General features: G+C 69.5%; 21 protein-coding genes and 1 pseudogene. 3 read left to right on the top strand and 19 right to left on the bottom strand.

What is annotated here, in order from left to right; genetic code table 11:
* Positions 1–1,147: 1,147 nt before the first annotated feature.
* Together IEY99_RS27115 and IEY99_RS34570 are read left to right on the top strand one after the other, a co-directional pair.
* Complete coding sequence (locus tag IEY99_RS27115; protein WP_189206917.1) at positions 1,148–1,459, top strand: hypothetical protein; 312 nt, start codon at positions 1,148–1,150, stop codon at positions 1,457–1,459.
* Positions 1,460–1,523: 64 nt separating this feature from the next.
* Positions 1,524–2,045: a helix-turn-helix domain-containing protein gene (locus IEY99_RS34570; protein WP_229799290.1), complete on the top strand. Its 522-nt coding sequence runs from the start codon at positions 1,524–1,526 to the stop codon at positions 2,043–2,045.
* Positions 2,046–2,191: 146 nt separating this feature from the next.
* Here the strand turns inward: IEY99_RS34570 and IEY99_RS35315 are convergent.
* The 19 genes and pseudogenes from IEY99_RS35315 to IEY99_RS35010 all read right to left on the bottom strand — a co-directional run.
* A pseudogene (locus tag IEY99_RS35315) lies at positions 2,192–2,317 on the bottom strand (hypothetical protein); the annotation flags it as partial.
* A gap of 445 nt (positions 2,318–2,762) precedes the next feature.
* Entirely contained in the window at positions 2,763–2,975 is a 213-nt protein-coding gene (locus tag IEY99_RS27105; protein ID WP_189206916.1) for a hypothetical protein, read from the bottom strand.
* Positions 2,972–3,283 carry a hypothetical protein gene (locus IEY99_RS27100; RefSeq protein ID WP_189206915.1) on the bottom strand — a complete coding sequence of 104 codons (312 nt, stop codon included), beginning with the start codon at positions 3,281–3,283 and terminating at the stop codon, positions 2,972–2,974. Before IEY99_RS27100 ends, IEY99_RS27105 begins: the two co-directional genes overlap by 4 nt.
* Positions 3,280–3,591: a hypothetical protein gene (locus IEY99_RS27095; protein ID WP_189206914.1), complete on the bottom strand. Its 312-nt coding sequence runs from the start codon at positions 3,589–3,591 to the stop codon at positions 3,280–3,282. Before IEY99_RS27095 ends, IEY99_RS27100 begins: the two co-directional genes overlap by 4 nt.
* Positions 3,592–3,688: 97 nt before the next feature.
* A complete protein-coding gene (locus tag IEY99_RS27090; protein WP_189206913.1) occupies positions 3,689–3,973 on the bottom strand; it encodes a hypothetical protein in 285 nt (94 codons plus the stop codon).
* A gap of 73 nt (positions 3,974–4,046) precedes the next feature.
* On the bottom strand, positions 4,047–4,721 hold the full coding sequence (locus IEY99_RS27085) for a hypothetical protein (protein ID WP_189206912.1): 675 nt from the start codon (positions 4,719–4,721) through the stop codon (positions 4,047–4,049).
* Positions 4,722–5,213: 492 nt separating this feature from the next.
* On the bottom strand, positions 5,214–5,942 hold the full coding sequence (locus tag IEY99_RS34560; protein WP_229799289.1) for a hypothetical protein: 729 nt from the start codon (positions 5,940–5,942) through the stop codon (positions 5,214–5,216).
* A complete protein-coding gene (locus tag IEY99_RS27080; RefSeq protein WP_229799288.1) occupies positions 5,921–7,369 on the bottom strand; it encodes a hypothetical protein in 1,449 nt (482 codons plus the stop codon). The genes IEY99_RS34560 and IEY99_RS27080 overlap by 22 nt, the downstream gene beginning before the upstream one ends.
* Positions 7,370–7,602: 233 nt before the next feature.
* On the bottom strand, positions 7,603–8,067 hold the full coding sequence (locus tag IEY99_RS27075; protein ID WP_373293449.1) for a DUF3307 domain-containing protein: 465 nt from the start codon (positions 8,065–8,067) through the stop codon (positions 7,603–7,605).
* Positions 8,068–8,163: 96 nt separating this feature from the next.
* The gene (locus IEY99_RS27070) at positions 8,164–8,340 is read right to left on the bottom strand and encodes a hypothetical protein (protein WP_189206910.1); all 177 of its coding nucleotides are present in this window, start codon (positions 8,338–8,340) and stop codon (positions 8,164–8,166) included.
* Between the two features lie 29 nt (positions 8,341–8,369).
* Positions 8,370–8,642 (bottom strand): hypothetical protein, encoded by a 273-nt coding sequence (locus tag IEY99_RS27065; protein ID WP_189206909.1) that lies wholly within the window; start codon positions 8,640–8,642, stop codon positions 8,370–8,372.
* Positions 8,643–8,673: 31 nt separating this feature from the next.
* On the bottom strand, positions 8,674–9,576 hold the full coding sequence (locus tag IEY99_RS27060; RefSeq protein WP_308427090.1) for an NUDIX domain-containing protein: 903 nt from the start codon (positions 9,574–9,576) through the stop codon (positions 8,674–8,676).
* Complete coding sequence (locus IEY99_RS27055) at positions 9,576–9,734, bottom strand: hypothetical protein (RefSeq protein WP_189206908.1); 159 nt, start codon at positions 9,732–9,734, stop codon at positions 9,576–9,578. Before IEY99_RS27055 ends, IEY99_RS27060 begins: the two co-directional genes overlap by 1 nt.
* 80 nt (positions 9,735–9,814) lie before the next feature.
* Positions 9,815–9,967, bottom strand: coding sequence for a hypothetical protein (locus IEY99_RS27050; RefSeq protein WP_189206907.1), 153 nt, complete (start codon positions 9,965–9,967; stop codon positions 9,815–9,817).
* Complete coding sequence (locus tag IEY99_RS27045; RefSeq protein WP_189206906.1) at positions 9,964–10,131, bottom strand: hypothetical protein; 168 nt, start codon at positions 10,129–10,131, stop codon at positions 9,964–9,966. The genes IEY99_RS27050 and IEY99_RS27045 overlap by 4 nt, the downstream gene beginning before the upstream one ends.
* Positions 10,132–10,133: 2 nt before the next feature.
* The gene (locus tag IEY99_RS27040; RefSeq protein WP_189206905.1) at positions 10,134–10,295 is read right to left on the bottom strand and encodes a hypothetical protein; all 162 of its coding nucleotides are present in this window, start codon (positions 10,293–10,295) and stop codon (positions 10,134–10,136) included.
* A gap of 92 nt (positions 10,296–10,387) precedes the next feature.
* Entirely contained in the window at positions 10,388–11,491 is a 1,104-nt protein-coding gene (locus IEY99_RS27035) for a DUF2637 domain-containing protein (RefSeq protein ID WP_189206904.1), read from the bottom strand.
* Positions 11,488–11,640 (bottom strand): hypothetical protein, encoded by a 153-nt coding sequence (locus IEY99_RS27030; protein WP_189207055.1) that lies wholly within the window; start codon positions 11,638–11,640, stop codon positions 11,488–11,490. The genes IEY99_RS27035 and IEY99_RS27030 overlap by 4 nt, the downstream gene beginning before the upstream one ends.
* A gap of 285 nt (positions 11,641–11,925) precedes the next feature.
* The gene (locus IEY99_RS35010) at positions 11,926–12,360 is read right to left on the bottom strand and encodes a DUF6284 family protein (protein WP_268245152.1); all 435 of its coding nucleotides are present in this window, start codon (positions 12,358–12,360) and stop codon (positions 11,926–11,928) included.
* Between the two features lie 719 nt (positions 12,361–13,079).
* Between IEY99_RS35010 and IEY99_RS27015 the strand changes: the two genes are divergently transcribed.
* Complete coding sequence (locus tag IEY99_RS27015; protein ID WP_229799287.1) at positions 13,080–13,859, top strand: GntR family transcriptional regulator; 780 nt, start codon at positions 13,080–13,082, stop codon at positions 13,857–13,859.
* Positions 13,860–13,865 lie beyond the last annotated feature (6 nt).

Here is a 13,865-nt window from a genome sequence, read left to right as displayed (position 1 = left end):
CTTCGATCGTTCTGAGGGACAGAAGAATCTGCATTCATTCGCATCCCTCGAACGCGTGTTATTTGCGTTTATGAATTCGCCTGGCCTGTGTGGCATAGCCAGGATTATCCGGACGAAGATCCACTATTCGGCCAGCCGGCAGACATGCGGACGCAGCGGTCACCTGTCGAGTGAAGCGCCAAGAACAACTCTGTCGGCGCGCGCTCCACCCGGAGCCGTCGGATTCACCGCACCGACCGACTAAAGGACGGAGCGAATCTCACTCAAGTCACGCATCAACATTCACGTTATGAAATAGAACAACTACTCCAAGTGATGATGTACGACCGGAGATGTAGTCCGAAAAGCCACCAGGTTGGACATTGGGGGCCTTTAAGTACGTCTGTCTTCGGACCCTTGTTGCACGTCAACCCCCACTGAGACGTGCAATCCCGTGCAACAGCTTGCCCCCGTTGGAGTGATCCAAGAGCTTGCAGAGGCTGTCCATATAGGGCAGCCTGTAGGCCATCGGTCAGCAAGTCGCATCATGACCGCTCGTCGCTTGCCCAAGCCTCCGGCAAGCATCCGAATTGCTGTCTGCTGGTCCGGGCGTAATTTCGGAATCGGTTCAGAGAAACCCCTCGTTTGGCAGCGGGGGGTTTCTTTATATCCCCCTTTCCTTTATCACTCGAACGAGTGAAGGGTTTGGCGAACAATTTGCCGCTCAATTTTCCCGACCGCCAGTCAGGTCGGGCACCCGGCCGCCGGGGGACGCGCCGGAGGGCTTGTTCCAATGTGATGCACGCGTGCCGGAACCGGGGCTCATAGGGGAAGATGTCTCCGCGTGGCTTGATCGTCTGGCCTGCCAACCAGAAAGCCGCGCACAGCGTCTCGGGCTCCACAAAGGCCTGAGGGGCGACGGAGTTCTTTCGAACCGAGAGACCCGGACCAGCAACGACAGGGAGCGGAGGGGAACCTCGCTCCTCCGCTCCCTGTGCCCTCTGGGTAGAACCCCGCTGAGGAGTTATTCGAGTACGCATAGTTAGGAGGCCCATTTGCTATGTCGGTTCACCCACCCCCCATCCCCCAAATCCCGCCGGGACCGCTGACGCCGGAACCACGGGACCGCTCAGATGACAGCCTCCCGGCATGGCCCGCGGTCATCGTGGTGTTCCTGGTCCTGGGTAGCGCCTGTGCGATGTTGCTGACCGGCCACGAGGTCACCGATGCCCTATTGCTCGCGGGCGGTGTGACGATGCTCAGTGTGGCCATCGCCCGGCGGGTGCTCACCGACGGCGGCCTGCTGCCAACGCTGGCCATTGCCACCGCTGTCAGCGCCTTCGCGATGATCCTGCTCGTGCGAGGCGAAGCGATCAGCGACGCGGCCGCCGTTTCCGGCGGCGCCGGACTTGTCGCCGGCGAGGTGACCGCCTGGGTCTTGCGCACCTGCACCCCACGACGGGGGGTGCAGCCACGGTGATGCCCCCGTCCGTAGCGCCGCCGCGAGTCCCGGGCGGAGCCGCGGACGGGGCCGTGGCAACGATATGGCGCTCTTCACCCTCGTTACTGGTCCCTCCGACGGAGAACCGACCCCTGAAGGCGGCGAAGGTCTCGCCCGGCTATTGCGGCGCCTCGAGCTGGCGCATCGCGAGGCCGGCCGGCCCACCTACCGCGTGATCGGCAAGGATTGCGGGCTCTCCGCCTCGACGATCTGTCGCATCTTCAACGCCAGAAAGCCACCCGCCTGGGACAACCTGGAGCGCGTCCTGCGCGCCCTGGGAGTCGACCCGGACAGCGACAGCGGCTGGCGCGAACTGTGGATTCACGCCGAGAACGACGCCCATCCCATCGCGGTCGAGCTCAGTGACGGCCTGGTCGCCCCAGGCCGTGAGAGCTGCCACCACTGTGGCGTCTGGATCGCCGATCGCGAGGTTCATGAGCGACATCACCACGACCTTGACGCCATCACCCAGATGATCGAGCACCTGGACGGCACGGTCGAGCGTCTCCGCAGACAGATGGCTGCTGGTCCTGCCCCAACGCCTACGCCGCGATCGGCCGGATAGCAGAGTGTGCTCGGCCCGAACATCTCGGGCCGAGCACATGTTTGCGTTGAGGCCGGTGTCCGCAACCTCGCAGTTGGCGGGCGGGGTGACGGGTGGCGCACGTCGAGGTCGATCACCACAAGCCCGGAAGGGCCGCAGGCGATACCGATGGGGTACGGGATGCGCTGCCACGCCGCGCCGATGCGGTCCGGGTCGCAGATGGCGCGAGGTTTCCACCCAGGGTGTCCCTCGCGGCAGCGGGGGGAACGCGGGCTTCTTCGGGTGCTCGCCATCGTGTGGCCGGTTGTCGGGACGCAGTAGGAAGACGTGCCAGCCGCGGGTGGGGTGGCCGAGGGCGGCGGCCCGCAGCGGGCCGGGGTCGAGGAAAACCCTCCTTCTCGATCGGCGGGTGACCGGGCGGCGCCTGGTCGGGATAGCGGCGGGAGAGATCGCGGCGGCGGGCGACGCGCAGGGTGCGTTCCTCGGCGCTGATCGCCGGTGCGGCCGGGCATGCGAAAACATCGTGCACCCACACGAGGTGAGCGGCGTGCGGGGCGGAGTCGGCCGGGCCGTTGGCACCGCAGGCCAGGCACAGCCAGCGGAACACCGGCGGTCCGCCACCGGGTTGCGCGGTGAGGTCGCATCCGGGGTGGGTGGTGTGCCCGCCCGCGGCGGCGGCCGGGTGCAGTGCGATGCCGCACCCGGCCGCGCAGACCAGCGCGGCCGGGCCGGCATCGGTCATTCGACCGGCTCGATGGCCTCGACGGCGCGCTGGTCCCCGCCGACGGGTACATGGGTGATCTCGGCGTCGAGGTAGATGCGCATCTGCTCGGGGTCGCGCCGGTTGGGGTACGGCCGGGACACGGAGGCGATCCGTAGGCCGGGCAGGGTTTCCAGGACGGCGACGGCGGCGGCGACCTGGTCGCCGTCGCCCATCAGGCGGATGTTCATGCGGCGCCTCCGAAGCAGTCGCCGTGCCCGCACGCGGTGGCGCCGCGGGCCAGTGCGGTCGGGACGGACAGTTCGTAGAGCCGTTCGGCGGGATCGCTGTCTGGGCGGCAGGCGGGACGGATCTCGATACGGATAGGCTCCGTACCGTCGAAGCGGACCGGGATGCCGCCCTGGGTGCCGTCCGGGCGGTGGAACAACCGGGTGACACGGTGGGCGACCGGTTCGGCGGGGAATTGCACGGCAACGGCGACGAACCCGATGCCGCGCTCGACGGCGGGGATCACCCCGGCCGGGATCGTGGCAGTCACACGGCACCGTCCGGAATCTGGGCGCGCGCTGGCAGGTCGAGGTAGCAGGAGACCTCGATCAGCCCCCATCCGGTGAACAGGCCGTCGGGGTCGTGCTGGCGGGCCGTGAGCGCTCGCCAGGGGCGGGTGGTGTCGAGGTCGAAGTCGGACGGTTCCTGCGCGGTGAGGCCGAGCACGGCCGCCCAGCGGTGGAAGTCGTGGGTGGCGTTGCGGTCCATGCGCAACACCAGGTAGCGGTAGCCGCCGCGGTCGGTGTGGTCGTTCATGCCGATGTCGGCGGGCAGGGACAGGTCGTGTGCGTCGGTCACGGCCAGCAGGGAACGCAACACGGCGGCGCGGAGCTGTCGCGGTCGGGTAGGTCGCTGGTCTGCGTGCCGGTGGCGGGGGTCGCGGTGGTGGAGGTCATCAGGCGGCCTTCCGGGTGTAATGGTCGGCGGTGATCTGGCCGCGGGTGGTGTTGAGGGCGGCGCGGGTGGCGGGGTCGAGCAGGGCCCGGTCGGCGGGGTCGAGGCCGTGGCGGACGGCGGCGGCGCGGCGGGCGTCCAGCCATGCCGGCAGGTCGGGGTGGCTGATGCGGCGGCGTCCGCCGGGCAGGCGGGTGACGGTCAGCCCGGCGGCGACCGCGGCGGCGTCGCCGCGGGCGTGGATGCGGTCGGCGAGATATTCGGTGAGGCGACGCAGGGCGTGCATGGGGGGGTGCTGACCTCGGTTTCGGGCAGGGCCCGGCCCGGCCCGTGGTTGCGGGCCGCGCCGGGCTGGGTGGTCAGTCCTTGTCGGGCTGGGGGCGGTGCGGGATGGGAAGGCGCAGGATGAGCGGCGCCCGCTCCAGCGCGGTGAGCCGGTTGTAGGCGGCGATCGACAGCACGGCCCATACGGTGATCGCGAGTCCGGCGGCCACGGTCTGCCCGGTTGTCGGGGTGGCGGTGTAGACCATGGCGGTGGTGAGGGCGCCGGTCAGGGGCCAGCCGAGGCGGGCACCGCGGGAGCCGAGGGTGGCGAGCAGGAGCATCCCGCCGGTGGTGGCCAGCCACGTCCACCACAGCGTTTCGCCGGCGATCGGCAGGCCGGCGGCGTGGGTGCTCAGGTAGGTGTGGACGGGGTCGGTGATGGTGCGGGTGATCGACCAGGTGGTGAGATCGTTGACGGCGGTGTCGGTGGCGTGGCCGCTGGTCTCGCGGATCGCGTCCGCGATGGCCGAGATGACGCCGGTGATAGCCGCAATGAGCCACCACACGAGCGCCACGATCAGCAACACCAGCACGGCCGTGCCGGCCAGGATCGCGGCGAGTGCGGGTTTGGGTGGGATGGCGGCCATCTCGCGCAGGGCGGGGCGGGTGGATTCGCGGTCCATCCACCACCGGTTGATCCGGTCGGCCAGCCGGGGCCACCAGTGCTGGTCGGGGTCGACGGGGCCGCCGGGGTCGTGGGAGGCGTTCACGGGTGCCGGTTCTCCTTCACGGGTCGGGTGGTGCGGGGGTGGCTGTGCCGGTAGCGGCGGATCAGGTGGTTTGCCGCCCGACGGCCGAGGCGCAGGCGTAGGCCGGTGCCGCGGCAGCGCGGGCATTGCCGGGCGCCGCGGGCGGCGCGGGGTGCGGGTGGTCTGCTGTGGTAGCGCCACCAGTCGGACAGGCGGCGTGGGCTGGTGCCGCGGCCGTCGCAGCGGTCACAGTCCGCGAATGGTTTGATCCAGCACCACATTCCGTAGCCGGACACTGCAATAAGGAGGATCATCGCAACTCCGGCATAGCCATTTGGGCTGGTGTTGGTGCTGGTAGCGGCAACGGCGAGGGTCATCAGGGGTGCTCCGGGCAGGGTGACGGGCGGTAAGCGACCCGGGCCGCTACCGCTACTGATGGATGTTGCTCCAGGTGGGCGCGGTAGCGGGGCGGTAGCGTTGCCGCTACCTTTCGCCGCCCCGCTACCGCTGCTGCTACCCCGCTTGCGGGTTTTCGGTGTCGTGCTCGTCGCTGCCGCTACGGTCGCGGTCGTCGAGCGCCTGGACGAGCTGGGCGTGGTAGATGCCACGCCGGGTAACCCCGCCCGCTTTGACGTTGCGTGACTCGATGTCGAGTGCGCGCACGAGGGCGGAGAGGGCTTCGGCGGTGAGGGTGGCGTAGGCGTCGGGGAACCGCTCGGCCAGGCGGGCGGCGAGGGTGTCCCAGTGCTGGCCGCGTTCCCCGGCGTTCCACACGTCGATCAGGTCGGCGAGGATGTCCCGCGCCGGTGGCAGGTCGACCTCATCACGCTTGCCGCCGCGCAAGCTCAGGCCGCGGTCGCAGATCTTCTCCACGGTCTTGCGGTCGAGGTACGCGGCCCGGACCGTGGTCATCGGCCCCATCCCGACCCGCACACCCCACCCGGCGTCCACGCCGATCTCGAACTGGTTCGGCCGCGCACCTTGGCGGAACGCGCCCGTGCCGAGCGCGAGGTCCACCTCCACATGCGACGGCACCGCCAAGCAGGTGCGCAGGGCGATGTTGGAGGTGACGCCCTTGGGCAGCGACTCCTTGTCGATGCGCTGGGTTTCCAGGATCAGGTGGATACCCAGCGCCCGGCCCCGCTTGATGACGCTGGTCGCCGCGGCCCGGGCGGCTTTGCCCAGGTCAGGATCGTTCATCAACTCCTGGATCTCGTCGATCAGCGCGACGATCGGCCGCACCCGCGCAGGGCGATGGCCCGGTTCAGCTTGTTCTCGGTGTTGAGGCCCTGCTGCGCCCACTTCTTGATGATCGGGCCACGTTCGTCGCACTGCTTGACCAGCCACATCAGCATCCGGTAGGCGGCCTGCTTGGTGCCCTCGTCCGCACCGGAGCCGAACAGGCCCGGGGCGCACAGCGGTTCGAACATGTCGTAGTCGCCGCGGCCGGCGAGGTCGAAGATGGCGAACTGCACGATCGGGTCCAGCGCCATGGCCGAGCAGCACACCCGCCCGGACAGGCTCTTACCCGAGCCGGGGAACCCGGCGAACAGGCTGTTGCGCTCGTCCATGCGGTACATCACGCGCCGCATCCGAGGGTCGAAGCCGTACACGAACTCCTTGAAGTAGTCCGTGGTTCCGCCGGACAGGTGCGGCCAGGCGGGCTGGCGCATCGCCGAGACCGGCTTGTCGGCCACCCACAACGCGAGCCGGCCCGGGTGCTCGCGGGGCATCGTCTCGGGCCACACCTGATCCAGCGGCAGCCGCAGCCCACCGGCGAGCTGTTCCCGCTTGTCGACCACGTCGACCGCGATCACCCCGTCCGGCAGGTCAGCGATCGCCAGGTAGCCGGGACCTTCGCGGCGGATCTCGCCGATCCCGGCCGGGAACACAATGTCCTGCGGCTGCTTAACCAGCCCGGTCGCCATGATGCCCTTACGGGTCAGTTCCGCGGTCAGCTTGCGGTACCTCGCCCGGATGACCGTGCGGGCCAGGATCGGCGAGTCGATCGGCCGCCCGTAGCGGGCCAGCCCGATCAGCCCGGCCACCGCGATTCCCAGCCGCGCCCACCACGGCGTCAGCCCGGACACCAGAACCAGTGCGGCGAGGATCGCGGCGAGCAGGCCGGCGCTGGTGACCCACCACCGCCACGACGCCTGCCGCTGCCGGTGCCGGTCCAGTTCCAGCCACGTCTTGGCGTCGTTACGGGTCGCGGCGTCCTGCCGCAACCCCCAGTTGCCCACCTCCGCACTGGTCCAGCCCAGCACTTTGCCGATCAGCCGAGACAGGCCTTGCGGCGCGTACCAGGCCACCAGGACCACGTACAGCGGCAGCCGGGCCGCGTGCACCCCGGCGTGATAGCCGGCCGCGGCCACCGCCCGGCGCATCGTGTCCCGCCGGGTCTGCGGATCGCTCACCCAATCCGGCAGGACCGGCACCCGGCGCACGTCCAGGAATCCGAGCGGATCGGCGGGCGGGTCCGGCGGGTCCACCGGCGCACCGTGCTCGACCGTGGGCGCCTCCACGGTCTCACCGTCAGCAACGTCGGTGGCGGCGAGACCTTCCGCGGCGGCGGCGCGGGCCTCCCGACGCTGGTTCAAGTCCACGATTCGAGCCGCGGTCGGGTCAATCGCGTCGGGGTCGGGATCCGGAGTCGGTGCAGTACTCATCGAGCGGTCTCCTTCCAGGTAGTCGTGCCTGGGTCTGCGAGGGGTATGAGCTGCGCGACCATGCCGTCCTCTCCGATGCCGTGGGTCAAGACGCGAGGCCCGGTCGCACGGCACGGGCGACCGGGCTCAGAGGCCGTGCCGCCGGACGAGGCCAGCGGGTCTGGTCGGACCGGTACACCGCCGGGCGGTGGTAGCTGCGGCGTTGTGCCGGTGCCCATACCGACGGAGAGCCCTCAGGCGATGATCAGGGCGGCGACGAACAGGAACAGGTAGTGGAAGGACTGGTCCAAGGCGTAGGCGCCGGTGCCGATGCACGGCTTGTCGTCGCGGCTCGCGCGGGGATGTCCAAGGGCGTAGAAGGCGTCCAGGCGCGCCAGCCGGGCCAGCGCGGCCAGGGGCGCGCGCCGGTCGGCGAAGTAGTGCGTGACCGCCGAGACGGTCAGCCCGGCAGCGACCTGCGCCGGATGCAGTGGCAAGTCGAGCACGAACCGCACGGTGTGCAGGGCGATGACGGCGGTCACGGTGTAGGTGGCGACGTGAGCGGCGCAGGCCAGCCGTCCAGCGTGGCCGGGGTTGCCTTTGTGTAGGGCCTGGTGGTCGGTCTGGATCCAGTGGTCGGCGACCTGGTGCGCGACGAACAGGGCGACGAAGACGGCGGCGAACGTGGCGAGGTGGGCGGTGGTGTCTGGCACCATCAGGGTCTCTCCCGTAGGTCTGAAGCGATGGGCTTACCGGGGTGGAGACCGGCGGCACGGCTCTTGACTTGGCGGTTGGGGCCGTGCCGCCGGGCGCAGCTAGCGGCGGGTGTGGCGCGCGTGGTCGCGCAGCGTGCGGTCCAGGTCGGCGCGCTGTTTGGGGGTCATCAGCGCGCGGATCTGTTTGTCGATGCCGCAGTCCTTGCAGAGCCGGTCGAGGTCGGCGACCGTGCGCTCGGCGAGGGCACGTTCGTCGGTGAGTCGGTGCTTGGCCATGACGGTTCGTGCTCCTTCGGGGTCGGGGTTCAGGGCTTGCAGGCGGGCCAGGGGTCGCCGATCTGGCAGGCGTCGAAGACCTCGCGCGACACCCATCCCTTGTCGGTCTTGCCGCTGGTTTCGCGGATGGTGATGGAGTGCCGGCGGCACTTGTCGACGTTGCGCACCGAGCACTTCCACCGGTGGTGGTCGATCACGACACCGGTCGCGCCGGACGAGCCGGGCTGCGCCCGGCACCCGGACAGGACCGGCAGGACCAGCACGACAGCGGCGGCGATCAAGGCCAGAGGCTTGAGGTTCATCGGGTGCACCTCTTCCGGTGGGGCGGCGGGGCTAGCGGGCGAGGGCGTCGGCGAGCATCTGGCGGTGGGCGGGGAACACCTCGGCACCGAGGCCGGCCAGGCAGCGCGTGAGGGTGCGGTAGTCGTGGGCGGGCAGCCACGCGGCGCGGGCGGCGTCGTCGCTGCCGTGTACCGGCGGGAAGTCGGCCGGGGACGGGTAGGTGCCGAGGTCGATGCGGGTCAGGACGGTGACCATCCATGCCTCGTCGCTGGCGCGCGGGTCGGGCACGTAGCGGGGTGCATCGACCTGCGAGTCGGCGATGTCCGGCAGGAGAATGCAGGTCTCCTCGGACAGCTCCCGCACGGCGGCGTCTTCCGGGTCCTCGTCCGGCTCTACGAAGCCGCCTGGCAGTGCCCATCCGTGGCCGTCGCTGCGTTCGACCATGAGTAGCCAGCGGGCGCCGGTGCCGTCGGTGGCGGTCACCATGGCGTCGGCGGCCAGGGCCTCGCCCCAATGCCCGAGCTGGTTGCGGCCGTGGCGGATGCCGGTGCTCTCGCACGGGTTGACCGGTCGTCCGTTGATGACTTCGAACGGGATCGCGGCGGCGGCCTGCCGGGCGGTCCAGTCGATGCGCCGGGGGTCGGTTTCCGGGTCGGCCCAGCCGTCGCGTACGCCGATGGTGAGCACGTCGGGGTGGGTGTAGGTGCGGGCCTCGGTGGGGAACGGTGGGATCGGCGGGGTCACGTCGGTCAGCAGCGCCCACAGAGTGCGGGTCAGGTGCTCGGCGATGCATTGCCGGTCGTGGTCGGTGTTGAGCGCGCTTTCGGCCCAGCCGTGCAGCTCGAGCAGGTCGGCGCGCAGGGTGTGGTAGGCGCGGTGGGTCTTGTCGGGGCCATCCATGGCGGGTCTCTCCGTCACGTCGGTACTGCCGGTGGTGTGCGGGTTCACGTCCATCAGTGGCGTCCTCGCCCGCCGCAGGCGGCGCACAGCCGGGTGCCGGAGCAGCCGGAACAGGCCACGTACTTGCCGGCGAACCACCACTTGCCGGAGCCGTTGCAGGTACGGCACTTGGCGGTGCCCCGGCAGGTGCTGCAGGTCTGCTTGCTGGCCATGAGGGGGTCTCCTTCCTGGGCGCCGATCTGGCGACCACCGCACGGGACCGGCGTTTGCTGCCGGTCCCGTGCGGAGGTCGTCAGCGGCCCGGCGTGGAGACCTGCGCGCGGATGCGCTGGTAGGCGCGGGCGCGGGGGTAGCTCGCGGCGGGGTCGGTGTACGGGCGAGACTCGGAGGCGACCGTGGCCAGCAGACGGGCTGCGGCCGGGTCGCGCGGGCGGCGGCGCATCACCGGCCGGCCATGAAAGTGCGGATCGAGTCACCCAGACCGAAGCGGCGCTTGGTCGTGCCCTCGAAGTCCAGGGAGCCCTTGCGCGGGTTGAACGTTTCGTCCGTGATGACCAGACGGCCCTTCTTGTCGAAGGCGTGGCCATGGGTCTTCTTCGTCAACGCCATGGTCAGCGGCCCCCGCTCTTGCCGATCGAGCGGCGGTCACGCCCGGCCGCCGCGCCGGTACGGATGCGATGGGCGTCGGCGGCGTGCGCTGCGTCCTGGGCTGCCTTGACGTCGTGGGCGCTGCGCTCGGGGCGGGCGCCCGGGCCGAACAGGTTGCTTGCCATACTGGTGACCTCCCAAAGGTCTTCGTGACTGGCGGAGAGGACCGGCGGCACAGCACGTGCTTGCAGGCTGTGGGCTGTGTCGCCGGGCGAATTCAGTGCTGGTCTCTGGCGCGCAGGGCGGACAGGACCCGGATGGAGCCGTCCGGGCATAGCCGCCGGTACTCGCGTACGGCGTGGTCGGCGTCGTTGATGCCGTCGAGGCGGGCCAGCCGCCACGCGCCGTAGGTCTCGCGCAGTGCGCCGACGCCGGGAATCCAGCGGGGCAGGCCGAACGACACGTGGTGCCGGGTGCGCCGGCCGGTGCCTTCCTGCACCCAGCGCCGCACCCGCCGCACCAGGATTTCCAGCAGGAACGGCCCGGCCAGACTCATGGCGGGGAAGAACCACACCGCATCGCGGGCCGTACTACCGGAGCTGTGTGAGTAGTTCGCGTACGCACTCATGCCGGCGAACGCCCACACCAGCCAGGCGAACACCCCCGCGCTCTCACCGCGCCAGGCGCAGTAGACGACCAGACCGACACACACCGCGGCGGCGGCGTCCAGCGCGAAGAACGTGACCCACGGCCACGGCCCGGCCAGGCCGAGCCCGGTCGGGCTGTCGGCCCAGGCGATGATGTCCTGACTCGACAAGGCGATCGGGGCGACGATCACCCCGGCCAGCAGCACCCCGACGACCGTGAGCAGTACGCCCATGCCGTAGCGGGCCGCCCGGGTGCGCTGCGCCGTTCGGGTATCGCTGCGGGCCGGTTCGTCGGTCGGTGCGTCATCGTCCGACGGGCCGGCACCGGTGTCGCAGCCAGGCCGGAACAGCGCGGCGAACTCGGCCAGCTCGGGGCCGCGGGTGTCCGTGCCGATCAACGGTGCCTCGGCTCCGTGGTCGCCGCCGGGCACGTCGGGAGCCGTCCCAGTCGGCGGCGGGGCGACGATCGTGGCCGCTTCGTCCTCCACAACGAGGTTCGGGTGCAGCGGTGCTGTTTCGGTCTCGGCGGGTGTGGGTGCCAGGGCGGCGAGCAGGGTCTTGGCCTTTGGCGCGCCGATCCGGAACCGCTTCATGAGCTGGTTGCGGGTCGGGATGGTGCGCAGCTCGGTGGCGTAGTCGCGGGCCAGCGGGATCAGGTCGTCCACGGCGGCCGGGTACGCGCTACGCGCCGTCCGGGCGGGGCGGGCGGTGCGGGGCATCGTGGCGGCGGTCATCGGCCCCCTCCGTCGGCGAGGGCGGACGCGAACGCGCCAATTCCTGACGCGACGGTGCGGATGAAGTCGGCGGCATCGGCCGGGTTCGTGATCGCGTAGAACACGGCGAACGCGCCCACGGCCAGACCGGCGAGCTTGCGCAGGTTCATCAGGCCACCGCCTGCGGCTTGTTGAGGCGGGTGGCGTGGAGCCGGTCGAGGATGGCGATTCCCTCGATGATCCGGTGTGGTTGTGTCATGCCGGTTCTCCGATCCTGGGTTCACACGGCGGTGTGCGCTCGCCGTGGTAGTTGTCGCGGTAGCTGCCGTCGGGTAGTCGCCACTCGGTGAACCAGCGACGGCCGTACGGCGAGGGCCGCTTCTGTGCGCACGTGCCGCAGTTCTCGCAATGGGCGTTGTAGGCATCGCGGTGTTGCCAGCGGTGGCGGCGGGTGCTCACGCCGCAATCCCTGGCGGGACAACGGATTCCGCGCGGAACCCGCCGAGGATGGCGGCATGGATGTCGCGGTGGGTCTGCTGGGCGCGGACGCCCGCGTCGTAGAGCGCTTGGTAGGCGTCGGCGGGGGTGAGGGATCCGGCGGCGACCATCCGGGCCACGCCTCGCGCCGCGCCGTACAGGGTGTTTCGGCGGGTGCCGTGCGGGGCGCGGGCCACGGCGTCAAGGTCGAGCGCGGCCCGGATGACGCGCCGGTTGGCGCGACGCAGGCGACGCCAGTCCAACGGAGTCGGGCCGCCGCGCTCGGCGGCGTACAGGATGCCGATCTCGGCGTTCAACATTTCGATCTCGGCGTTGATCAGCGGTTCCTCGAACTCGATCGCCGCCAGATCAGCGGCCGACGGCTCCACGGCGGAGAAGTCGAAGTCGTTCATGGGTTAGCGGGTGTCCTTCCCGGAAGGATCAGGCGGCCCGCGGCAGCCGGCGACGGGTGTTCACCCGGCGGCGCCCGGCGCGGCAGCCCTGGCAGTGGGTCTCGTCCGGCGCCAAAGGCGCCAGGTCGGCGCAGCCCTTGCACTCGCGCCAGCAGGCGCTCTGACGTGCGGAAACGCGTACGAGCGAAGCGAGAGAAGCCATGGCAAACACGCCTCCAACAGCTCGATCGACAGCAGGAAGATCAGAAAGTGGGCGGCGGCGCGCTGAGGTCACGCCACTCAGCGCAGCTGGCCGCAGAAATGCGACGTGGACATCCGTCCTTCTCCGGCGCCCGCTCCCCGTGGGTTCAACCACGGCTCAAGGCAGCGACGCAGGTTCCACCCCACGCCGGCCGCCACACGGCGAGGTGCACTCACTCGCCGGTATGACGACGCTCCCAGACCGGAGGACAGCCCGGTCCACGCCTCGCTAGATCAACGTTCTAGCTAGTCAACGTCACTATCGACTTCTCAAAGACCCGTGAAGCGAGCAACCAGGCAGAGCAGCTACGGCCGGCGCGGCCGAAGCCGCCTCGCTCGCGCCCCTGTTCTGGCTGTACCGACTAGCCCGTCTGTACTGACTAGACAATGTTGGTGTGATGAAGCTGCCAGATTGACCGATGCAATGTCAAGGGCTTCTGCCTAAACTGTCTAGACAGAGTTCGGCGAGGAGGCGCGGCGTGGCTGTGACCAGGCAAAGTAAGGCGGCGGTGTGGGCGCAGATCGCAGAAGATCTGCGGTCGAAGATCACGGACGGCACGTACCAGCCAGACGCTCGCCTCCCCACCGAGGCGGACTTGACCACCCAGTACGGCGTCGCCCGAGCGACCGTCCGGCAGGCGCTGACGGCCTTAGTGAACGAGGGCTTGATCGTTCCGCAGGCGCCCCGCGGCTACTTCGTTCGCCAGCGACGGCCCCTGTTCTATCGTCCTCAGCAGGAGTTTCGGCCACAGCCCAAGACGCCAGAGATGGACCGCTTCATGGCAGACCATTCGGCGGATGGCAGGGAACCCCAGCAGAGAATTGAGGTTTCCATCGTCGACCCGCCGGCTGACGTCAAGAAACGACTCAAGCTAGCCGAGGGTGAACTAGCAGCCGTCCGTCGTCGCATTCGGTACCTCGACGGTGAGCCGTTCAATACTAACGATAGCTATTACCCACTCAAGTTCGTGCAAGACACTGAAATCATGCGGCCGGTGGATATCGCCCGGGGGGCGAACGAGGTTCTAGCCGAAAGCGGTTATCCACAGGTCCGCGCGCTAGATGAAATCTATTTGCGCATGCCAACGCCGGACGAGATCCGGCGCCTTGAGCTAGCTCCTGGAACGCCCATAGCTTGCCATATATGTACGGGGTTGTGCCCTGACGGCACGCCTGTTCGAGTAGTAGTAAATATTCTGCCCGGGGACCGCCACGTCATTGTTTACGAGCGTGACGGAATGGACGCGAATAAGAAATGACACACC

Source organism: Couchioplanes azureus (genome assembly GCF_014648355.1).
Taxonomy (GTDB): domain Bacteria; phylum Actinomycetota; class Actinomycetes; order Mycobacteriales; family Micromonosporaceae; genus Actinoplanes; species Actinoplanes azureus.
Note: the sequence above shows the minus strand (reverse complement) of the source record. Positions and strands in the feature narration are given on the sequence as shown.